This is a genomic window from Planococcus sp. PAMC 21323, from assembly GCF_000785555.1.
Classification (GTDB): Bacteria; Bacillota; Bacilli; order Bacillales_A; family Planococcaceae; genus Planococcus.
This window is the reverse complement of record NZ_CP009129.1, coordinates 1,077,882-1,098,235: the sequence shown is the minus strand read 5'-3', so window position 1 is coordinate 1,098,235 and position 20,354 is coordinate 1,077,882. Positions and strand designations below refer to the sequence as shown.

Annotated in this window: 22 protein-coding genes; 4 read left to right on the top strand and 18 right to left on the bottom strand. The window is 39.1% G+C overall.

The window, feature by feature from the left end; all coding sequences use genetic code 11:
- Positions 1 to 3 precede the first annotated feature (3 nt).
- Positions 4 to 1,722 (bottom strand): acetate--CoA ligase, encoded by a 1,719-nt coding sequence (gene acsA / locus PLANO_RS05600; RefSeq protein WP_038703489.1) that lies wholly within the window; start codon positions 1,720 to 1,722, stop codon positions 4 to 6.
- Positions 1,723 to 1,888: 166 nt separating this feature from the next.
- On the opposite strand from acsA, the gene PLANO_RS05595 reads away from it, so the two are divergent.
- Genes PLANO_RS05595 through PLANO_RS05585 form a run of 3 tightly spaced genes read left to right on the top strand, consistent with a single transcriptional unit; the run spans position 1,889 to position 4,337 of the window.
- On the top strand, positions 1,889 to 2,521 hold the full coding sequence (locus PLANO_RS05595; protein WP_038703488.1) for a GNAT family N-acetyltransferase: 633 nt from the start codon (positions 1,889 to 1,891) through the stop codon (positions 2,519 to 2,521).
- 23 nt (positions 2,522 to 2,544) lie between these two features.
- Positions 2,545 to 3,189, top strand: a complete 645-nt coding sequence (locus PLANO_RS05590) for an acetoin utilization AcuB family protein (protein WP_038703487.1) — start codon at positions 2,545 to 2,547, stop codon at positions 3,187 to 3,189.
- Complete coding sequence (locus PLANO_RS05585; RefSeq protein ID WP_038703486.1) at positions 3,186 to 4,337, top strand: acetoin utilization protein AcuC; 1,152 nt, start codon at positions 3,186 to 3,188, stop codon at positions 4,335 to 4,337. The genes PLANO_RS05590 and PLANO_RS05585 overlap by 4 nt, the downstream gene beginning before the upstream one ends.
- A gap of 104 nt (positions 4,338 to 4,441) precedes the next feature.
- Here PLANO_RS05585 and ccpA read toward each other — a convergent pair whose 3' ends face one another.
- The 13 genes from ccpA to PLANO_RS05520 all read right to left on the bottom strand — a co-directional run bounded on the left by ccpA (position 4,442) and on the right by PLANO_RS05520 (position 16,744).
- Positions 4,442 to 5,440, bottom strand: a complete 999-nt coding sequence (ccpA, locus tag PLANO_RS05580) for a catabolite control protein A (RefSeq protein ID WP_038703485.1) — start codon at positions 5,438 to 5,440, stop codon at positions 4,442 to 4,444.
- A 100-nt stretch (positions 5,441 to 5,540) separates the two neighbouring features.
- On the bottom strand, positions 5,541 to 6,626 hold the full coding sequence (locus PLANO_RS05575) for a bifunctional 3-deoxy-7-phosphoheptulonate synthase/chorismate mutase (RefSeq protein WP_038703484.1): 1,086 nt from the start codon (positions 6,624 to 6,626) through the stop codon (positions 5,541 to 5,543).
- 170 nt (positions 6,627 to 6,796) lie between these two features.
- Positions 6,797 to 7,126, bottom strand: a complete 330-nt coding sequence (gene ytxJ, locus PLANO_RS05570) for a bacillithiol system redox-active protein YtxJ (RefSeq protein ID WP_038703483.1) — start codon at positions 7,124 to 7,126, stop codon at positions 6,797 to 6,799.
- 16 nt (positions 7,127 to 7,142) lie between these two features.
- Complete coding sequence (locus PLANO_RS05565; RefSeq protein WP_038703482.1) at positions 7,143 to 7,877, bottom strand: YtxH domain-containing protein; 735 nt, start codon at positions 7,875 to 7,877, stop codon at positions 7,143 to 7,145.
- Positions 7,878 to 7,911: 34 nt separating this feature from the next.
- Positions 7,912 to 8,403: a DUF948 domain-containing protein gene (locus PLANO_RS05560; protein ID WP_038703481.1), complete on the bottom strand. Its 492-nt coding sequence runs from the start codon at positions 8,401 to 8,403 to the stop codon at positions 7,912 to 7,914.
- 139 nt (positions 8,404 to 8,542) lie between these two features.
- Positions 8,543 to 9,856 (bottom strand): UDP-N-acetylmuramate--L-alanine ligase, encoded by a 1,314-nt coding sequence (murC, locus tag PLANO_RS05555; protein ID WP_038703480.1) that lies wholly within the window; start codon positions 9,854 to 9,856, stop codon positions 8,543 to 8,545.
- A 220-nt stretch (positions 9,857 to 10,076) separates the two neighbouring features.
- Positions 10,077 to 12,710 (bottom strand): DNA translocase FtsK, encoded by a 2,634-nt coding sequence (locus PLANO_RS05550; protein WP_052124284.1) that lies wholly within the window; start codon positions 12,708 to 12,710, stop codon positions 10,077 to 10,079.
- 6 nt (positions 12,711 to 12,716) lie between these two features.
- On the bottom strand, positions 12,717 to 13,328 hold the full coding sequence (gene ytpR, locus PLANO_RS05545; protein ID WP_038703479.1) for a YtpR family tRNA-binding protein: 612 nt from the start codon (positions 13,326 to 13,328) through the stop codon (positions 12,717 to 12,719).
- Entirely contained in the window at positions 13,325 to 14,140 is an 816-nt protein-coding gene (locus PLANO_RS05540; protein ID WP_038703478.1) for a DUF1444 family protein, read from the bottom strand. Before PLANO_RS05540 ends, ytpR begins: the two co-directional genes overlap by 4 nt.
- Positions 14,141 to 14,204: 64 nt before the next feature.
- Positions 14,205 to 14,522: a thioredoxin family protein gene (locus PLANO_RS05535; protein WP_038703477.1), complete on the bottom strand. Its 318-nt coding sequence runs from the start codon at positions 14,520 to 14,522 to the stop codon at positions 14,205 to 14,207.
- Positions 14,523 to 14,534: 12 nt separating this feature from the next.
- A complete protein-coding gene (locus tag PLANO_RS05530) occupies positions 14,535 to 15,050 on the bottom strand; it encodes a hypothetical protein (RefSeq protein ID WP_038703476.1) in 516 nt (171 codons plus the stop codon).
- 59 nt (positions 15,051 to 15,109) lie between these two features.
- Entirely contained in the window at positions 15,110 to 15,628 is a 519-nt protein-coding gene (locus PLANO_RS05525) for a DUF84 family protein (RefSeq protein WP_038703475.1), read from the bottom strand.
- Between the two features lie 42 nt (positions 15,629 to 15,670).
- Entirely contained in the window at positions 15,671 to 16,744 is a 1,074-nt protein-coding gene (locus PLANO_RS05520) for a M42 family metallopeptidase (protein WP_038703474.1), read from the bottom strand.
- 166 nt (positions 16,745 to 16,910) lie between these two features.
- Here PLANO_RS05520 and PLANO_RS05515 point away from each other — a divergent pair, with 166 nt between their 5' ends.
- The gene (locus tag PLANO_RS05515; RefSeq protein WP_038703473.1) at positions 16,911 to 17,225 is read left to right on the top strand and encodes a PepSY domain-containing protein; all 315 of its coding nucleotides are present in this window, start codon (positions 16,911 to 16,913) and stop codon (positions 17,223 to 17,225) included.
- A gap of 25 nt (positions 17,226 to 17,250) precedes the next feature.
- Here PLANO_RS05515 and PLANO_RS05510 read toward each other — a convergent pair whose 3' ends face one another.
- Genes PLANO_RS05510 through thpR form a run of 4 tightly spaced genes read right to left on the bottom strand, consistent with a single transcriptional unit; the run spans position 17,251 to position 20,271 of the window.
- Positions 17,251 to 18,105, bottom strand: coding sequence for a YtnP family quorum-quenching lactonase (locus PLANO_RS05510; RefSeq protein ID WP_038703472.1), 855 nt, complete (start codon positions 18,103 to 18,105; stop codon positions 17,251 to 17,253).
- Positions 18,106 to 18,136: 31 nt separating this feature from the next.
- The gene (gene trmB, locus PLANO_RS05505; RefSeq protein WP_038703471.1) at positions 18,137 to 18,778 is read right to left on the bottom strand and encodes a tRNA (guanosine(46)-N7)-methyltransferase TrmB; all 642 of its coding nucleotides are present in this window, start codon (positions 18,776 to 18,778) and stop codon (positions 18,137 to 18,139) included.
- Between the two features lie 24 nt (positions 18,779 to 18,802).
- On the bottom strand, positions 18,803 to 19,711 hold the full coding sequence (locus PLANO_RS05500; protein ID WP_038703470.1) for a diacylglycerol/lipid kinase family protein: 909 nt from the start codon (positions 19,709 to 19,711) through the stop codon (positions 18,803 to 18,805).
- Positions 19,708 to 20,271 carry an RNA 2',3'-cyclic phosphodiesterase gene (gene thpR, locus PLANO_RS05495; protein ID WP_038703469.1) on the bottom strand — a complete coding sequence of 188 codons (564 nt, stop codon included), beginning with the start codon at positions 20,269 to 20,271 and terminating at the stop codon, positions 19,708 to 19,710. Before thpR ends, PLANO_RS05500 begins: the two co-directional genes overlap by 4 nt.
- Between the last annotated feature and the right edge of the window lie 83 nt (positions 20,272 to 20,354).

Here is a 20,354-nt window from a genome sequence, read left to right as displayed (position 1 = left end):
TGGTTAATCTTCCATTGTCGATAAATCACCTGTAGGTAAATCTAACTCCCAAGCTTTTAGCACACGGCGCATAATTTTACCGCTGCGTGTTTTTGGCAGTTTTTCTTTAAATTCAATTTCGCGCGGTGCAGAATGCGCTGCCAATCCTTTTTTAACAAATTGCTGAATGTCTTGAATTAGCTCTTCAGAAGGTTCATAACCATCAACTAATGCAACAAACGCTTTAATGATTTCACCACGAACAGGATCTGGTTTACCAATGACTCCCGCTTCAGCAACTGCTGGGTGTTCTAATAACTTGCTTTCTACTTCAAACGGTCCAACTCGCTCACCAGAAGTCATAATGACATCATCTACACGTCCTTGGAACCAGAAATAACCTTCTTCATCCATATACGCCGAATCTCCAGAAACGTACCATTTGTCCTTCAAGAAATAGGAATCATACTTTGCTGGGTTGTTCCAAATTTGACGCATCATGGCTGGCCATCCTTTTTCAATCGCTAAGTTCCCCATTTGATTTGGTGGCAGTTCATTTCCTTGATCGTCGACAATAGCGACGTTTAGTCCAGGAACTGGTTTCCCCATAGACCCTGGTTTAATAGCCATAGACGGATAGTTACAGATAGTTTGTGCACCCGTTTCTGTCATCCACCATGTATCGTGAATGCGTTTATCAAAGACTTGTGCACCCCATCTCACCACTTCTGGGTTTAATGGTTCACCTACTGACAACACATGTCGAAGCGTAGACAAATCAAACTCTTTTACTAATGCGTCTCCTGCTCCCATTAGCATACGGAACGCTGTCGGTGCACTATACCAAATGGTCACACCAAAGTCTTCAATTGCTTGATACCAACCTTCTGGTGAAAATCTTCCACCAAGAATAACTGTTGTCACGCCATTTAGCCAAGGTGAAAATACACCGTATGCCGTTCCCGTTACCCAGCCTGGGTCAGCGGTACACCAATAAATATCGGTCTCAGTAAAGTCTAATACCCATTTACCGGTCTGATATTGTTGGACCATTGCATACTGAGCATGAAGCACCCCTTTTGGTTTACCTGTAGAGCCCGATGTATAATGAAGGACCAATCCATCTTCTTTGTCCAACCATTCTACTTCAAATTTATCCGAACAAGTTGGCAAGTGTTTTAACACATCAACTTGTCCTTTTTGTTCTTCCACGTTTTCACCTACTAAAAAGATTGTTTCTAGTTTAGGCAAACGATCGTACGGTATCCGGTTTAAAAGCTCTGGAGTTGTGATGATTGATTTGGCTTCACTATCATCAAGTCGATCATAAATCGCACCTTCCATAAATGCTTCAAATAGGGGTCCGACAATTAGTCCCATTTTCAATGCGCCGAACATCATGAAATATAATTCTGGAGAACGTGGCATAAAAATGAAGATACGATCTCCTTTTTCTAAGTTTGAATTTGCTTTTAACAAGTTCGCTGCGCGATTAGTCATACGCTTCATTTCATAAAATGTATACGACTCATTTCTATTTTGATCTTTATAATAAAGAGCAACTTTGTTTTTTCGGTAAGAATCAGCATGGCGATCAATCGCTTCGTGAGCCATATTTACTTTGCCACTTTCATACCAACTAAACTCTTTTTCGATTTCTGTCCAATCGAAATTAGCTGCTGTTTCGTCGTAATTATGTAATTGATGTACCCCTGGTTTTGCTGGTAATGCTTCTATCTTCATTCCATTCACCCTTTCGTGTTGATTACTACTATTCTACAACAATGTCACAATTGAATGCGAACTATTTTAATTGTTTAGAAAAAACAGCTAATTACATCAGCTTTTTTCCAAATCAATAAACGTTCATGTATAATATAATAAATTGCATCTGACAGGCGGTGAAATGGTGGAACACATTAAAACGTATAATTCTATGGAGCTGGAAACTGAACACGGTCCTATCATCATTGAAGGTCCAATAGCTGGAAAAGAACTAAGCGAACTCGAGTTTCACGAAGATTTAGTGGCTTTTAGACCTCCCGCTCAACAACACAAAGCCATAATCGAAATTGCAGATTTGCCAGAAGGACGGATTTTGATCGTTCGTGCTGAAAAAATGATTGTTGGATACGTTACCTTCCTTTATCCAGATCCTCTAGAACGTTGGTCTGAAGGGAATATGGATAATTTAATTGAACTTGGCGCGATTGAAATTATTCCGAAATATAGAGGCAACGGAGTTGGAAAAGCGGTATTGAAAGTTTCAATGATGGATGATGCCCTTGAAGATTTCATTGTCATTACGACCGAATATTATTGGCATTGGGATTTAAAAGGAACAGGACTAAATGTATGGGAATACCGAAAAGTGATGGAAAAAATGATGCAGGCCGGCGGATTAGAATACTATGCTACCGATGATCCTGAAATCAGCTCACATCCAGCAAATTGCTTGATGGCCAAAATAGGCAGTCGAGTTGATAACGAATCTATTCAGCAATTTGATCGACTTCGGTTTATGAATCGTTATATGTATTGATTTGATTTTAAAGGAGTGCTTTTATGTTAGTCGAAGAAATTATGAAAACCGATGTATATACATTACGTTCTGATCAAACGGTTCAAGACGTTATGGATTTGTTTAAAGACAAACGCGTTCGACATGCACCGATTGTTGATAATGGAAAAGTAGTCGGCATTGTTACCGATCGCGACTTAAAAGAAGCTGTTCCCTCTCGATTTACTGTATCTCCTAAAGGGGAGCCATATAAAAAGACAGTGGCAGAAATTATGACAGCTAATCCTGTTATCGCCCACCCACTAGACTTTGTTGAAGAAGTAGCAATGATTTTCTATGAGCATAAAATTGGCTGCATACCTGTTGTGAGCAATGAAAAACTCGTAGGTTTTCTTACAGAGACAGATCTTTTATATACTTTTATTGAACTAACTGGAGCACATCAACCCGGTTCACAAATCGAAGTTCGAGTTGATGACCGATCCGGTGTCTTATATGAAGTTTCAAAAGTATTTCATCAGCAACACGTTAATGTGTTAAGTGTTCTTGTATACCCCGACAGAGTAAATAAAGAAAGTAAGATTTTGGTGTTTCGAATTCAAACGATGAATCCTCTGGCCATCATCAAAGAGCTTCGAAAAGAAAACTTTGATGTTTTATGGCCAAGCACGCCACAAGTGAACGAATGAAACATGCAGTATTCGTCTTTTCAGAAGATCAATTGGGGTATAAATTTTCTGAAACACATCCATTTAACCAGAAAAGACTCGTTTTAACGATTGATTTATTAAAAGAAATGAACGCGCTTTCAAGTGGTTCTATTGTTCCTGCACGTATTGCAACAGATGAAGAATTATTATTAGCTCACGACCAGCGCTATATTGATATTGTAAAAAAAGCTAGTCGTGGGGAGATATCTTCCGAAGCTGGTGAAAGTTATGGGATTGGAACAGACGATACGCCTATTTTCGAAAATATGCATGAAGCGAGCGCGCGTTTAGTTGGTGGCACACTGACAGCTGTCGATTACGTTATGGAAGGTAAAGCTCAGCATGCATTAAATTTAGGGGGCGGTCTTCACCATGGCTTTAGAGGCAAAGCATCCGGCTTTTGTATTTATAACGATAGCTCAGTGGCAATTAATTATTTGAAAACCAAATATAACGCTCGCGTTCTTTACATTGATACCGACGCACATCACGGCGATGGCGTTCAATGGAGTTTTTATGACGACCCTGATGTTTGTACAGTTTCTATTCATGAAACCGGTCGTTATCTTTTCCCTGGAACGGGTAACATTAATGAGCGAGGCAGTGGCCAAGGCTACGGCACGTCATTTAACTTTCCCATCGATGCCTTTACAGAAGATGACTCTTTTCTTGAAATTTATCGAACTTCTATGAAAGAGATCTTTGAATTTTTTAAACCCGATGTTATATTAACGCAAAATGGTGCGGACGCACATTACCTTGATCCTCTAACCCACTTGTACGGCACGATGGATATTTACAAGGAAATACCTAAGATCGCACATGAACTGGCTCATGAGTATTGTGAGGGCCGTTGGATCGCCGTTGGTGGCGGTGGCTATGATATATGGCGCGTTGTTCCACGAGCTTGGTCGTTAGTTTGGATGGAAATGAATAACTTCCCTCTTCCAACAGGAAAATTACCCACATCATGGCTAGAAAAATGGCAACCAGAGTCTCCTGTAAAATTAATTGAGACGTGGGAAGATCCTCCGAATATGTATAAAGCCATTCCACGAAAAGCTGAAATTACCGATAAAAATCTACAGATGCTCAACAAAGCTTTGTATATGATTCGTAATAAGTAGCAGATTTGATTGTTATCTGTTAACACAAAAAAAGACACCTTGCTTGGATAAAATTATCCAGCCAGCGTGTCTTTTTTCTAATGTTCAAACTTAAAACAGCACGATTAGTCGTTTTTTGTTGATTGTCTTTCTTCAATTCGATAAGGAAGAATAACTTGCTTTTCTTCGATTTCTTCGTTGCTCATGTATTTAGTCAATAAGCGCATTGAAACTGCTCCAATATCATAGAGTGGGAAAGCAACAGAAGTCAACATTGGACGAGCCATACGCGCTAATTTCGAATTTTCATAGCTAATGACTTCTACTTCCAACGGGATTTTTTTGCCTTGCTCTTCTACTGCATGAATAACACCGATCGACATTTCATCATTGCTCACAAAATAAGCAGTTGGCTCAAAAGGAGCTAAGGTTTGCACAGCTTCCATAGCTTCGTCATACGAGTTATTACACTCAACGATAAGATTCTCATCGTAGTCGATACCTGCATCTGCCAATGCTTCTTTATATGCTTTAAGTTTATAGTCTTTATTGATCTTCGAAGTTAACGGTCCGATGAGAAAGGCAATCTTTTGATGTCCATTGTCAATCAATTTTTTCATAGCTTCATAAGCCGCGCCATAATAATCAATATTGACAGAAGCAATCGCTGCTGACTCATCAATAGATCCAGCTAAAACGATTGGTGTCGGAGAACGTTCCATCTCTTTCAGAAGTTCAGCAGAAATTACATCACTCATAAAGACAATTCCATCAACTTGTTTTCCGAGCATGGTTTCCAATAACTGAAGTTCTTTGTTTTCGTTTTGGTCCGAATTGGATAAAATAATGTTGTAGCGATACATGGTCGCGATATCTTCAATTCCACGGGCTAGTTCAGCGTACATGCTATTGGAAATATCGGGTATGATGACGCCGACCGTCGTTGTCTTTTTACTTGCAAGTCCACGAGCAACAGCATTCGGACGATAACCTAATTCTTCAATTACTTTTAATACTTTCTTTCTAGTAGCCGGCTTAACGTTTTGATTGGCATTCACTACACGTGACACAGTAGCCATGGAAACGTTTGCTTCTCTTGCCACATCGTATATTGTAACGGTCATTGTGCGCCCTCCTTTTCCATTCTTTCATTAATCATACGATAAAATCTTCCTGAATATCAACTAAAAAAAGAAAAGCCGGAATAACTCCGGCTTTTCTGATTTACATTTTCATTTCGTATTGTTTCATGAACTTCATCAATGCATCGTAATATTCATCAAATTGGCCAATATCCATTTGCTGTTGGGCATCAGATAATGCTACTGCAGGATCTGGATGAACTTCAGCCATTACGCCATCCGCTCCAATTGCGATAGCCGCTTTAGCAGCTGGTAGCAATAAATCACGACGACCTGTTGAGTGAGTAACGTCTACGAATACCGGTAAATGCGTTTCTTGTTTCAAGATTGGCACAGCCGAGATATCTAATGTGTTACGTGTCGCTTTTTCGTATGTGCGAATTCCACGTTCACATAAAATGATGTTTTCATTTCCGGAAGCAATAATGTATTCAGCTGCATGGATAAATTCATCCACAGTTGCTGACATCCCACGTTTTAGTAAAACCGGTTTGTTAATTGAACCTACAGCTTTTAGTAATTCGAAGTTCTGCATATTACGTGCGCCGACTTGTACAACGTCAACATAATCAAGAGCAGCTTCTAAATGCGAAGGAGTAACGATTTCTGAAACTACAGCTAAATTATACTGATCAGCTGCTTTTTTCAGCATCTTCAAGCCTTCTAATCCAAGTCCTTGGAAATCATAAGGCGATGTACGTGGTTTGTATGCTCCACCACGAATCATTTTCAACCCTTTGCCGCCAATGGCTTCTGCTACTTTCATCACTTGCTCTTGTGATTCTACTGCGCAAGGTCCGAAGATGAATGATGGATCCCCAGCGCCCACTTGTTCGCCGTTAATGTTAATAACAGTGTCTTCTGCTTTTTTCTTACGTGAAACAAGTAATGCTTTGCGGATATCTTCTTCTTGCATGTCTAATGCCGACTTGAAGATTTCTTTGAAAATATGATCAACTGTTTTTTGATCTAATGGTCCAGCATTGTTTTCTTTTAACAGATTCAACATATGACGTTCGCGCAACGGATCGTAGCGATTAACTCCTTGTTTCTCTTTCGCTTTTCCGATGTCTTGAATTACGGAAGCTCTCTCATTAATAAGAGATAGAATCTGCAGGTTGACTGCGTCCACTTTTTCTCTTAGCTGCTCTAACTCTAAATTACTCATTCTATAACTTCCCCTTTCGCGAATAACCTTTATCAGGTGACGCATATTAACTTGATAGGACTATTATAAGCAAACTATTCAGGAAAGTCACGGAATTTATTTTAGCGATTCAACGCGCTAAAGTGTTTTTGGCGAAAAAAAGCCGAAGCATCAAGGCTTCGGCTTTTTTGTTAAGCTATAAAATCTTTCATAAATTCACTTTTTATCTTGTTATGAGAAGCGTGCCAATCCACTTTTTGATTCGTAAAATGAAATAATTGTGGTGACTCATGCGCTACATCTGTAATTACTTCAATCGCTTTAGAAAATTCGCGATCTTCCTGTACGACTAAGTACAAGAAAGTTTGATGCGGATGCAATGAGGCATATTCATTATATTCGTTCCACGCTTTAGCGGATACCGGGCACGTACTGCTATGTTTAAATAGCCAGTAATGCTGATTACTTCCTATTGCCTGTTTTAGACTATCTACGCTGTCTACACGCATTAAGTTTTTCATCTAAACCGCTCCCACACTAATTCTTTTTGTCGTAGTTTTTGTTTGATCCATTTGACGATTTATTGCTGTTGTTGTTGCTGCTGGTCGTGTTTGGACCTTTGCTTGCATTTGCTGTGTTGCTGTTCATATTGCTGCCCGTGTTGCCAGCTGTCATCGAACTCGAATCTGATTTTTTTTCTTCTTTGACTTCTTCAACTGCTTGCTTCAAGGCATTTGCAGTTGATGTGAATTCTTCAGAACTTTTCGTTTCAGATTGAGTCGATGTGTTTTGAACTGTTGAAAGAAGGTCAATTGACTCCTCGCCTTCAGATGAAGCTGTGCCATCATCCATTGGAGAACTTCCAGCTTTCATATTTTTCACTTTTTCAACTACTTTACTAGACTGTTCTTTTAATTGCTGCGCAAAGCCAGAACCATCTTCGCTAAAATCTGCTTGTTGTGATGCTTTTTCTTTAAGTGTTGTTGCTTGCGTTTTAAGATCCGCTTGGAATTCTTTACCTGATTTAGGTGCAAGGAATAAAGCAGCAGCTGCTCCAATAACTCCCCCAACTAAAATACCAACTAAGAAGTTTGAACCGCCAGATGATTCTTCGTAATCGTAAAGATCATCATAGCGATTAGATGCACCGTAAGACTGAGGCACATAATTGCTTTGTTGATAATTTTTACCACTGTTTTGACCACCTTGTGAATAATAGTCTTGATTATTTTGTGAATCGTTACCATTAAATTGATCTTTATTTCTGCTCATTAATGTTCCCCTCCATATTGTTATTTAGTTAAACTTAGTATTGTCCGCTATGTGGTAACTTTTTCTGTTCTGGAGCAGGTGTGTGAGTTGCGTTCGTACGAGCTTCATAAATTTTGCGCTCGTTCCATTTCTCACGAATGCCCATAAAGACGTTACCCCATTGAACTACTTGAGCAATCTTATCCTCGTTTTGTTCTACTTGTACGCCAACACGTGACGTAATGCTACGAACAGTTGAATTTAAATCAGTAACAGAGTTGCCGACACCTTTTACTGCATCTACCACTCCATTTAATTTTTCTGATTTTACTTGAATGTCTTCAGCAAGTTCATTTGTTTTATGCAATAAGTTCGTTGTTTCCAACGTTACCCCCTGCAATTGATTTTCAAGACCTGATACGGTACCTGAAACCTCTTTTAATGTGTTTTTCAATGAATTTAATGTCATTGCCAACGCTACGCATAAAATTAAAAATCCAACTGCGGCTACGATTGCGGCAATGTAAAGTAAAATCTGCCAATCCATCTTGTTTCCTCCTTTAAAATAAATTATGTTATATCCTTTTCTACTTCTACCCTTGAGCAGTTTGGATTAAACACCGTCTTTATTATTATTCGACAAAAACAGTTTCATTCCTGCAGAAAAAAACAGTTTAACTCGAAAGTTAAACTGTTTCTCCTGTATTCAATATATTTTCGAATGCTTCTTGGAATTTTGTAACGTCTCCCGCTCCCATGAACAGATAAACGGCATTGCCATGCTCTGCTAAAGAAGCTACTTCTTCTATTTGTAAAATACGGCTCTCTTCAATTTTTTCGGCTAAATCCTGAATTTTTAATGTACCGGCTTTTTCGCGTGCAGAACCGAAAATATCACAAAGGTAAACATGGTCTGCTTCAGTCAAACAATCAGCGAATTCTTGTAAAAATGTTTGAGTTCGTGTAAATGTATGCGGCTGGAAAATAGCAATCAAGTCTCGGTCAGGATATTTTTGACGCGCAGATTGCAAAGTCGCCCGAATTTCTGTCGGATGGTGTGCATAGTCGTCAATTAAAATCCGGTCAGCAATTGCAGTTTGTGTAAAGCGTCGTTTTACGCCTTCAAAATCTTCAAATTGCTGTTGAATAATATCTGCTGGAATGCTTTCATAATGGCAAAGTGAAATAACAGCTAATGCATTTAAAATAGCATGATCTCCAAACATTGGAAGCTTGAATGTATGGAAAAACTCGTTGCGAATTACCACATCAAAAGTAGTTCCATCTACAGATTTCACAATATTTCTTGCTTGAAAGTCGTTTTCTTCACCAAATCCGTAATAAACGACAGGTACAGGTGCTTGAATTCTTTGCAAATATTCATCATCGCCACAAGCAATGATGCATTTTTTGACTTGCTGAGCCATTTCTTCAAAAGCTTTAAAGACATCATCGACTCCAGTAAAATAATCCGGGTGATCAAAATCAATATTTGTCATGATTGCGTAATCAGGGTGATACGCTAAAAAATGACGACGGTATTCGCAAGCTTCAGCTACAAAAAAATGCGAGTCTGCTTGGCCAACGCCTGTTCCGTCTCCGATTAAATATGAGACTGGCTTGTATCCAGCTAACACATGAGCCATCAAACCAGTAGTTGAAGTTTTACCATGTGCGCCTGTAATCGCGACAGAAACGTATTGTCTCATTAAATCACCTAAAAATTCATGATAACGAATAATAGTCGCTCCTAGCTCACGTGCTTCAACCAATTCTGGATGATCGTCTCCAAATGCATTACCTGCAATGATCGTCATATCTTTTTCTATATTGTTTGCATCAAAGGGCAAAATTGTAATGCCTCTTTCACGCAATCGGTCTTCAGTAAAAAAATGTTGCTCTATATCTGAGCCTTGTACTTGTTTACCCATGTCATGCATGATTTGTGCAAGCGGGCTCATACCGGAACCTTTGATCCCAGTAAAATGTAAAACTGTCATAAATGGACCTCCTGTGGGAGTTGAAAATTAGTCTACATAAATCGACAAACGACTTCTATAGCTAGTAAAGATAAACATAGTACATGATTATATCATAAATTTACTTTTTATAAAAATACTTCAGTATTCAATACATTTGAACAATAGATAAGTCTCTATCATTGAAGAACATTAATAGAAAACCGAAGTCGCCTGCACTAAACCAGCAGACGACTTACAATTAGCTAAAGACTCTTTCAATTTCATTCTCTGTAATCAAAACTGTGCGTGCTTTACTGCCATTTTGTTCAGAGATAAAGCCATGCTGTTCGATTAAATCCATTAATCTAGCAGCACGATTATACCCAATATGGAATTTGCGTTGCAAGAGAGAAGTCGAAGCACTTTCTTGCTTCATGATAAAGCGGCAAGCATCTTCAAACAAATCATCCTGTTCAGCAGGTGATTCACTTCGCTTGATCAGTTCTTCTTCTTTAAAAAAGTACTCTGGCTTTCCTTGCAATCTCACATGTTCAATCACTTTTTCAATTTCTTCATCTGTCACAAAAGTTCCTTGTAAACGACTAGGTGCTGACATGCCATTACCGAGATACAACATATCCCCTTTTCCGAGTAATCGTTCTGCCCCTTGAGAATCTAGGATTGTCCGACTGTCAACTTGAGAAGATACTGAGAACGCAATACGCGTAGGAATATTCGATTTGATCAATCCGGTAATAACATCAACAGACGGTCTTTGCGTTGCGATAACTAAGTGAATTCCGCAAGCACGTGCTTTTTGAGCAATTCGACAAATTGAATCCTCAACATCTGAAGGCGACATCATCATCAAGTCAGCTAACTCATCAATCACAATTAAAATGTATGGAAGATGCTGAGCATGATGTCCTTTTTCTTTAACCCGTTTATTGTAGCGGCTAATATCGCGGACTTCGCTATGTGCGAATAATTGATAGCGACGTTCCATTTCTTCAACTGCCCATTTTAATGAAGCTGTTGCAGCTTTAACATCTGTAATGACCGGGCTAACGAGATGCGGAATGTGATTATATGGAGCTAATTCAACCATTTTCGGATCAATCAACAATAATTTCAAATCTCTAGGTGATGACTTGTACAATAGGCTGACTAAGATTGAATTAATGCAAACTGATTTACCTGATCCAGTCGCACCTGCAATCAAGCCATGTGGCATTTTTCGCAAATCTAGCGTAACAGGTTTTCCTGTTAGATCTAATCCAAGAGCAGCTTCAAGCGGTGATTCCGACTCTTCGAAAACTGCACTATCGATAATTTCAGAAATACGGACTGCACGACTTGTGCGGTTTGGAATTTCAATGCCGATAGAGCTCTTTCCAGGAATCGGCGCTTGAATGCGGATGTCTCGAGCTGCCAAGGCTAATTTTAAATCATCGGCTAGATTACGTATCTTACTAACCTTTACACCTTGTGCTACTTTTAGTTCAAACTGTGTCACTGCAGGTCCTTGCACTGTACTCAATATCTCTGCTTTAACTTGGAAGTGAGACAAGGCTTCGACTAATCGCTCTCCTTGTTCTTCCATCCATTCTTCATCTTTCCGGTCATTTTCTGGAGCCATTAAGTATTCTGGCAAAGGCAATTGATAAGCTTTTGGTTCAACCGATTCTATTAAATCTGATTGAGGTTCGACTTGTTCAACTAAATTTGCCGTTTTTTTTTCCGCTTCTATCACCTGTGCTACAGGATTTTCATAATTTGGCTCTGTTACAGAAAGCGACTTGTCCTTGTTTTTCAAAGACTCTTTGTCCGATTTAAGCATTAACACATTAAATGGCACAGTTTTTTCACGCTTTGGTGCAACTTGCGTTTTTGTATCTAACTTAACTTCTTGAACCATTGTTTCTTCTACTTCTTCTGTTTCTGATTTTGTTTCAGAAACAGCATACGCTTCTACATCCAACTCTGGTTGCACTTCTAAATCTTGTTCTGTTGTAAACAATTCAATTTCTGTTTCTGGCTGTTCTACAGATGTTAACTCGGCAACTGTATTTGCTTCTTGATCTACTGTTACTAGTTCAATTTCCACTTCTGGCTGCACTTCGGATTCTACTTCAACAATTGCCTCTACTTCTTCACCTTTTGAAACCGGCTCGATTTCTGGAGATGATTCGAGTAGCTCTGTTTCTCTTTCTAAAGCTTCTTCTTTTAATAATAAAGCTTTTTCTTCTCGCTCTCGTGCTTCTATAACAAATGCCACTGTATTCGATACAACGCTCGTTGCTGGTGATTCGCGTTTAACTTCTGTCTTCGGTTGTTGAACCGACTCTTTTTCATAAGAAGAACGGATTTCAGGCTCTACCTTTATTCTTGGTTTATGGAATCCAGCTCTTGCTTTTTCTTGAATAGCTTCGTCATACATCTCACGATCTAGTTTACTTTCACGCTGCTCCTCTACCTTTTTTTGGATAGGTTCAGGTCGCGAAACGTTATAGCCATGAACTGGTGAAACTGAACGACTTGGTTCAAAACGACGAGCGTTTTGTATAGGCAGTTCTGGTGCTTTGCGTTTTGGTTTTGGTTTCGGTAATGAGCGACTTGGCGCTTCTTTAGGTCCCATAACCGGTCTTTCTACTTCATTACGGTAACTTTCTCTTTCTCGCTCATCAAAAATCGGCATTTTAGCACGCGGCTCGGGACGTTTTGTATCATAGGTAAACCCATCTATTTCTTCATCTGGAATAAGCGGAAAACGAAATGGTGCTTTTTCTTTTTTCTCGGTCGGGGCCTCTTCATAGATGATTTCTTTGTCAATTTCTTCGACATCATCCGTATCTGTGAACATGCGATTCCATACGTTTTTAATCCAGCTCATATTGCTTTACGCCTTTACTTCGAAAGCTGAGCCAATTTCTGCTTCTTCAGATAAGACAAGAATGCCTTTTTCCTCAGGAGCATTTGGCAAAGCCAACTCTTTTGCTGAACAAATCATTCCAGACGATGCCACTCCCCGAAGTTCCGCATCGCGAATAACCATTCCAGAAGGCATAACCGCCCCCACTTTTGCTACAACAACTTTTTGACCCTGCTCAACATTTGGAGCACCGCAAACGATCTGCAATTTTTCTTGATCTCCTACAACGACTTGGCATACATTTAATTTGTCAGCATTTGGATGCTTTTCTTTTGCTTCCACAAATCCAACAACAAATTTCGCTGAAAAATCGACTTCTAACGTAAAATCAACACCGTTTTTAGCTAATGTGTTTTGCAAAGAGGTTACAAGCTTTTCAGAAACTTCTACTTGTTGTCCTTCAGCTAATTCTGCATAGCTTGAAGCATTGAATACGTTAAATCCTGCAATCGTTCCCGATGCGTCTTTAATCAACGTAATATCCCCAAATTGTTCTGGGTTAATTTTTTCTGGAGTTTCTGTTTGTAGTTGAACGAGCAATACATCGCCAATTCCTTCTTTGTTATAAAATATATTCATTTTTTATCGTTCTCCTCGTTAGGTCTATTTTTTGCCATAATGAAAATCGGCTCTAGTTCGTCATTTTCATAAATGAACGATAAGGAAGTGATCGGCACTTTGCCATTTGTAAAGAAATGCATAGCCATTTGTGCGAGCACATCGTATCCCGTTTCATTTCGGATATCTCCAATGATCAATACATCTTGATGAGGTACAGATACGGTCATGTCACCTGTAATCTTTGTTTTCATCTCTTTTAAAAACGATTCGTTCAAAATTCTTGAAGCGTCATAACCATCGTTCTCGTTTAGAAAATAAAAGACATTTCCGGCAACATGATCTTCTTTTACGGCGGTCTTTAATTTTTTTACTTGAAATTTCGCTATTTCTTTGATTTGCTCTTTAGTCAGACTTAATGAATTTACCACATTTTCGTCAATTAAGCGATAGGTAGTGCCAGCATCTAATGCAAAATATATTCGTGTTTCAGCAGTATGTTCAGCTGTTATAAACTTATGACCTTCATTCGATTCTGTTGGAAAAGAAGTTGATCGAATAACAGGATAAATATGATCTGTCGACTTCATTTCACCTTTCGATTCTCTTTCCATAGCTTCAAAAGTTTCGGTAATCGTATAGACGATTTCTTGAATCGCTGAGTTTCCTTTTGCTTCATAGCGATTAATCACTTGCGGCAAGGAAATGCTCATTCCTTTGCCGAGTTCCTTATGCTGAATGTTTACAACATCTTTCTCTCGGTCAAACCTCCACTCTAATTGGCGGCTTGGCATACGTTCTCTTAGTATATTAAAAAGTTCTGTAGATTTCATCGTTGGTTTGCCTCACTTTCATAAATAAACGGTTCAGCCTATGCTAGGCGAACCGTTTTTGTTGTTATTGTGATAAATTCGAAATAAACGCTTCGATTTCTGCTTGTGTTTTACGGTCTTTACTCACATAACGACCTGTTTCTAGACCATTCGCGTAAGCTAGAAAACTTGGAATACCGTAGATATCCAATTCGATGCACAAATCAATAAACTGATCACGATCAACCGATACAAACTTATAGGCTGAGAATTTTTCTTCAACCTCAGGCAAGATTGGATCAATGACACGGCAATCTGGACACCAACCTGCAGTGAACATAAAAATCGTAGCAGATTCATTTGTTAATGCATGGAATTCCTCAGTTGATTGTAATTTTCTCATTTGGTCTATCTCCTATTCATCGAGTTCGATTGAACGAACCGTTTTCATCATCCAGTCCATATTTTTAGGAAGGTCGTTTTCTGTTGAAATGGTCACGATTTTAACGCCACCAGCTCCAGCCACTAGTTCCAACTTATCTTCTGCAATTTTTGTTACTGTCACAAACCCAAACCGGCCATTTTGACGAAACTTTTCATCTACAAGCCATTGCTGTTTAGGGTTTATTTTCTGCAGGTCATAAAACAGGGTGCTCGTCGCTTTTTCGTTCGGATTAATAGACAAAGAAAAAGAATCGCCACCCTTGGTTATCAAGCCATTAAAGTCGTCTTGCGGTTCTTCAATAGCATAGCTATTAGGTACGTAAAGAGGGGTTTTCCCCATTGTTTCATTAGCTGTTTTTGGATCTTCTTCAAACGCATCCTTTGCGTTTGATATTCCTTGAATAACCAGGTTTTCTGAAGTAGCGCTACAGCCAGTCATTAAACCAACTAGCAAAAGTAGCGGCACCATCCATCTAGCTCGAGGCACACTGATTCCCCCTGACATTACTGCTATTTATTTTAAAGGTGTTTACAATGACATGCAACTTAATCGCTGTGTCGTTGATATTGTCCAATTAGTAGTTTCACAACGTGGCCGAACATTTCTCCTCGGTTCACTAATCCATTCGTCAATATACCGATTGCGCCTTTATGTTTGCGAATTCCACTTTCATTGGCATATTCGTCCATAATCGGTCCAAGCTCTGTTCCTTTCCGAAGACCATCAGCAATTTCTTTCGGCAGTGGAATTTGAGCACCAGCAGCGGTAAATACGTGTCCCTCTTGTGTTGCTAACGCTCCCCAGTTGCATAAGTACAACGTACCTTCCATTTCATATACGCCGCCTTCTAAACCGATTGCAAAATCATAATCTGCTAATGCATTTTTCGCTCGATTTATAGCACCTTCTCTTGTTTCTTGTTGCGAATAAGGCTGTGCTGACACTTCCGAATCAGCATCTATAGCCGATAAATCGACTGACCATTCCATAGTTTTAAGTACGTTTGATACAGCATTGATTTTCGCTGGATTTTTGGATGCTATTGCAGCACGCATTTTTTTCATCTTGGTGATTCCTTTCAAAAAAAAGAGCCCATAGGCACTTTTTTAAACATTTTGTTTGATGGTTTCTAGTGTAGTGCGATCTGTTGCTTTCACTAATTTCGTTAGCAATTCTTTCGCTGCTGCGTAATCATCCGTATGGATAATGGATGCTGACGTGTGAATATAACGAGAACAAATTCCAATTACTGAACTCGGAATCCCTTCGTTAGCTGTATGTACGCGACCTGCATCTGTACCGCCTTGTGAAACAAAATATTGATAAGGGATATGATGTGTTTCAGCTGTGTCGAGAATAAATTCACGCATGCCTCGGTGAGTCACCATGCTTCTATCTAAAATGCGCAATAAAGTTCCATTCCCTAGCTGACCAAATTCATTTTTGTCACCTGTTGCATCGTTTGCTGGACTTGCATCTAATGCGAAGAATAGATCCGGCTGAATCATGGTAGCCGCTGTTTGTGCACCGCGTAAACCTACTTCTTCCATTACTGTTGCTCCAGAAAACAATTGATTTGGCAACTTTTCATCTTTCAGCTCTTTTAACAGTTCTATCGCTAAACCACAGCCATATCGATTATCCCAAGCTTTTGCCATTATTTTTTTATCATTAGCCATTGGTGTAAATGGACTAAAAGGGATAATTTGCTGACCTGGGCGAATGCCTAGAGCTAGAGCATCGTCTTTATTATCTGCTCCAATATCAATCAGCATATTTTTAATTTCCATAGGTTTACTGCGCAATTCTTCGCTTAATAAATGCGGTGGAATAGACCCAATAACACCAGGAATCGTTTTTTCACTTGTGATAACGTCTACACGGGTAGCCAACATCACTTGGTTCCACCAGCCGCCTAATGGCTGAAAACGCAACATGCCGTTATCCGTAATTTGTGTAACCATAAATCCAACTTCATCCATATGTCCTGCTACCATAATACGTGGGCCATCTTCTTGACCATCTTTGACCCCAAAAACGCTCCCCAAATTATCTTGAATCAAACGATCTGAATACTTTTCTAGTTCTTGACGCATAAATTTACGAACCGCATGTTCATTTCCCGGTGCTCCCGGTAACTCTGTCAAAGTTTTAAACATTTCACGTGTTTCAGAATTCATATCAATGTTCCCCCTAAATAAGTTGCCTTTATTAAGTTTAGAGCTTTATTCAGATAATTTCCAGTTTAGTCTTCTCTTTTTTCAAGTCTAATGACTTTCAGGCTATCATTTCGCCCTTCAAAATATTTATGGTACAATTTGTTCAGTATATAGAGGAGGGATTTTAGTGAGAAATCGTGATTTACTTATTGGATTTGCTACAGGAATCGCCGCAACATATTTAGTAACAGAATTATATAGTCGCTCAGAAAAACTATATCCAGCAGATGATGTTTTAAAAGAAGTTAAATCTGCATTTAAAGAAGAAGGACCGATTGATGGTTCATGGATTTTCATGAAAACTGAACCTTATAAGCAACACGCATTAACAACTGAAGTTTATAAAGGCGGGATTACACGTCATAAAGAAGACGAACTTCAGCAATTCGAATTTTTAGCTGACGCTTTTACAGGCGCCGTGATTGAAGTTAAACAAGTATAGAAAAAAGAGCCCATGGGCTCTTTTTTTATACATTCTTTTCTTTGCGAACTAACGATTCCATAATTTCTTTGCCATCTGTGCTCCATTTTAAGACGCGGTAATAAGCATCGTGGTAAAAGCTGAAATAATAACCATTTTCCAATGCTTCTTTCATCAACTTTTCTTTAGCATAAATTGAATCCATTGGATAGTCATCAAAGGCTAATACCCATAATGGATTTTGATGGGCATGCGTTGGCATAATATCGCCCATATGCAAAATCGTTTCATCGCCACTGGTCATTTTAACAACACTGTGACCATTTGAGTGACCACCGGTATGAATCATGGTAATTGCACCGAACAAGTTTTTTTCACCTTCAAAGGTTTCAACTTGGTCGACAATTGGCTCCCAATTTTCTTTCCAGTATGTATTTCGTGACCGGATGTTCGGGTTTTGCATTTCATGCCACTCAACAGCTGACACATGAATTTTGGCATTTGGGAAAGTCGAAACCAACTCTTCTCCTTGCCACTTTGTTAGACCTGCAGCATGATCTCCATGTAAATGAGTCATTAATACAGTATCAATGTCTTCAGGTTTTAGGCCAAGCTCCGCTAGGTTTTCCTCTACACGTGATTGTTCTGAGACGCCTAAATTGCGCAATTGACGCTCAGTCAATTTGCCATCACCAAGACCGCTATCAATCAATATATTATGCCCTTCAAATTGAACAAGTATTGGATGTGTTGGCAATTCGATTTGATTTTTTTCATTGACCGGATACCGTTTCGACCAAATGACTTTTGGTACTACCCCAAACATCGTACCACCGTCTAAAAATGTAGTTCCTCCATCAAGCCAAGTTAAGTTCATTTCGTGAAATTGAAAATTCTGCATTCCCTTTTCCCCCTTGTCAAAATCAACTAACTTAAAACTGTGCTTCTAATCGGTAAATAGGCTGACCTTTTCCCGAAAACTTTTCTTCGTATTCAGTCATGATGTTCCATTCAGGTTCGTTTTCGTGAAGATCCAATGAGACATCCTTTAATAACATACCATATTCCGAAATGCTCGTAAGCGAATATTCAAAAAGTTTCCGGTTATCGGTTTTAAAATGAATTTCACCTTTTTCAGGTAAAACAGCTTGATACAATTCCAAAAATGATTTATGCGTCAAACGGCGCTTAGCATGACGCGTTTTTGGCCATGGATCCGAAAAGTTTAAGTATAATCTATCAACTTCCCCTTTTTCGAAATACTCAGCGATTTTTTTCGCATTCACTTTTAAAAGGCGTAAGTTTGGAATGCCATTCTCTTCTTCAAGTACCGTTTCAAGAGCCGTGACAATTACACTGTCAAATAGTTCGATACCAATATAGTTGATGTCTGGATTGGCTTTGGCCATTCCAGTAATAAAGCGCCCTTTACCTGTTCCAGCTTCAATATGCAGCGGGTTTTTGTTGCCAAAAACTTCTTGCCATTTGCCTTTTTTTGCTTCTGGGTCCGGAATAACAATCTCCGGATGTGAATCGATTAAATCTGATGCCCATGGTTTAAAACGTGATCTCATATTTCATCCTCTTTCTATTTTCCATTAATGTATTGATGCCCAATCATGTGGACTAACTGCATAAACGACTGTTTCGTTTTGAGGGCTTACCCCGGCATCATCACCATCCACATGGCGAAAAACCGATTTGTTAGAAGAGAGTCTAAATTCCGAGCTGCTCATTTGGCTAACCTCTTTGAATCGCGTATGTGCTCCGCTGAATACCGTACCAAAAACGAGCAATAGTTTCAAACGCGATATTTCATGAACCACCGTCAATTCAAGCAACCCATCATCTGTATATGATGAAGGAGAAATTTTCATCCCCCCGCCAAAATAAGGTTGGTTGCTAACAGTTGCTAACCAAACATCTTGATACACAAAGGATTCGTCCCCCCTCTGAACCGTTAACGTGAATGTTTCGAACTTCAATAAAATCTTAATAACGTATAAATAATAAGCAACTTTTCCAAGTCCAAACTGATTTAGTTTTTTCTTAAGCGACGACTTATTTACCGCGATTGTGATTTCTGCGTCAAAACCAATTCCTGAACTGCTAACAAATTGAAAGTGTTGTCCGTTAGCAAACTCACCTAAGTCATGTCGTTTAAAATACGGTGTTTCCAGAAATTTTTCAATTTCGTGCGCTTCTTTAAATGTGCCGTAAGCTCTTGCAAAATCATTTCCGGAACCAGCTGCTACAGACCCAATAATTAACTCGTTCGCCCCGGCTGCACCTACTATAATTTCACGCAAGGTCCCGTCACCTCCGAAACCGATTAACAAAACCCTTTGACCGTCATCTTTATAAGTCGTAGTAATCACCGTGGCATGCCCTGGATACTCCGTTAAAATACGTTCGTACGGAAATGAGATGGTTTTTTCAAAGCGTAACCATTGTTTTAACGCTCTGCCATTACCAGCTGTCGGATTAATAATAAATACAATTTTCATAAACACTCGCCTTTAAAATTAGTAGGTGTATTTTCTAACGTATAATTCGCGATATGTTGATACCGTGGAGTTTCTTTTGGTGCAATTCGAAACAATGAGAACTCCGTCACATCAAATCGCATATGAGCGATTGAAAATTGACGTTCAGCTGGTTCGCCACCTGCCCATCTACTCGCCAACGTGATATGTGGTACAAATTTCTTCGGGTCAGGCTTAATTTGTAAAGTTTCTACGGATTTATGTACTTGCTGTTGCAACTCTTCTAACTGTCTACTCGTTTCAAGAGAAGCATAAATAATACGAGGAGTTGTTGGATTACCAAACGTTTTAATGCTATTAATATTTACTGTAAAAACTTGTTGCTTAATAGTCCCTAGCAATTTTTCAACCTGTTTAATCTCATCATGAACGTCTTCTCCGATAAATAATAATGTGATATGCATATCTTGTGCAGGCGTTTGTCTTTTATGACTTTTTAAGTGCCAGCTTTCTCGTTCTTTAGCCAAGCATTCGGCTATATCTTGCGGTATTTTTATACCGATAAAATAATGTGGTTTCATTTAGCATCACCTGATTCTAGTTTACCATGCAAATAGACGCAAAAAAATAGTGATTGGCCGGAGCCAATCACTTTTATTTCTAC

What these genes read in the sequence shown, in the direction of transcription:
- acsA (WP_038703489.1), bottom strand. Translation starts at nt 1,722, where the DNA reads ATGAAGATAGAAGCATTACCAGCAAAACCAGGGGTACATCAATTACAT.
- PLANO_RS05590 (WP_038703487.1), top strand. Translation starts at nt 2,545, where the DNA reads ATGTTAGTCGAAGAAATTATGAAAACCGATGTATATACATTACGTTCT.
- PLANO_RS05585 (WP_038703486.1), top strand. Translation starts at nt 3,186, where the DNA reads ATGAAACATGCAGTATTCGTCTTTTCAGAAGATCAATTGGGGTATAAA.
- ccpA (WP_038703485.1), bottom strand. Translation starts at nt 5,440, where the DNA reads ATGACCGTTACAATATACGATGTGGCAAGAGAAGCAAACGTTTCCATG.
- PLANO_RS05575 (WP_038703484.1), bottom strand. Translation starts at nt 6,626, where the DNA reads ATGAGTAATTTAGAGTTAGAGCAGCTAAGAGAAAAAGTGGACGCAGTC.
- ytxJ (WP_038703483.1), bottom strand. Translation starts at nt 7,126, where the DNA reads ATGAAAAACTTAATGCGTGTAGACAGCGTAGATAGTCTAAAACAGGCA.
- PLANO_RS05565 (WP_038703482.1), bottom strand. Translation starts at nt 7,877, where the DNA reads ATGAGCAGAAATAAAGATCAATTTAATGGTAACGATTCACAAAATAAT.
- PLANO_RS05560 (WP_038703481.1), bottom strand. Translation starts at nt 8,403, where the DNA reads ATGGATTGGCAGATTTTACTTTACATTGCCGCAATCGTAGCCGCAGTT.
- murC (WP_038703480.1), bottom strand. Translation starts at nt 9,856, where the DNA reads ATGACAGTTTTACATTTTACTGGGATCAAAGGTTCCGGTATGAGCCCG.
- PLANO_RS05550 (WP_052124284.1), bottom strand. Translation starts at nt 12,710, where the DNA reads ATGAGCTGGATTAAAAACGTATGGAATCGCATGTTCACAGATACGGAT.
- ytpR (WP_038703479.1), bottom strand. Translation starts at nt 13,328, where the DNA reads ATGAATATATTTTATAACAAAGAAGGAATTGGCGATGTATTGCTCGTT.
- PLANO_RS05540 (WP_038703478.1), bottom strand. Translation starts at nt 14,140, where the DNA reads ATGAAATCTACAGAACTTTTTAATATACTAAGAGAACGTATGCCAAGC.
- PLANO_RS05535 (WP_038703477.1), bottom strand. Translation starts at nt 14,522, where the DNA reads ATGAGAAAATTACAATCAACTGAGGAATTCCATGCATTAACAAATGAA.
- PLANO_RS05525 (WP_038703475.1), bottom strand. Translation starts at nt 15,628, where the DNA reads ATGAAAAAAATGCGTGCTGCAATAGCATCCAAAAATCCAGCGAAAATC.
- PLANO_RS05520 (WP_038703474.1), bottom strand. Translation starts at nt 16,744, where the DNA reads ATGAATTCTGAAACACGTGAAATGTTTAAAACTTTGACAGAGTTACCG.
- PLANO_RS05510 (WP_038703472.1), bottom strand. Translation starts at nt 18,105, where the DNA reads ATGCAGAATTTTCAATTTCACGAAATGAACTTAACTTGGCTTGATGGA.
- trmB (WP_038703471.1), bottom strand. Translation starts at nt 18,778, where the DNA reads ATGAGATCACGTTTTAAACCATGGGCATCAGATTTAATCGATTCACAT.
- PLANO_RS05500 (WP_038703470.1), bottom strand. Translation starts at nt 19,711, where the DNA reads ATGAAAATTGTATTTATTATTAATCCGACAGCTGGTAATGGCAGAGCG.
- thpR (WP_038703469.1), bottom strand. Translation starts at nt 20,271, where the DNA reads ATGAAACCACATTATTTTATCGGTATAAAAATACCGCAAGATATAGCC.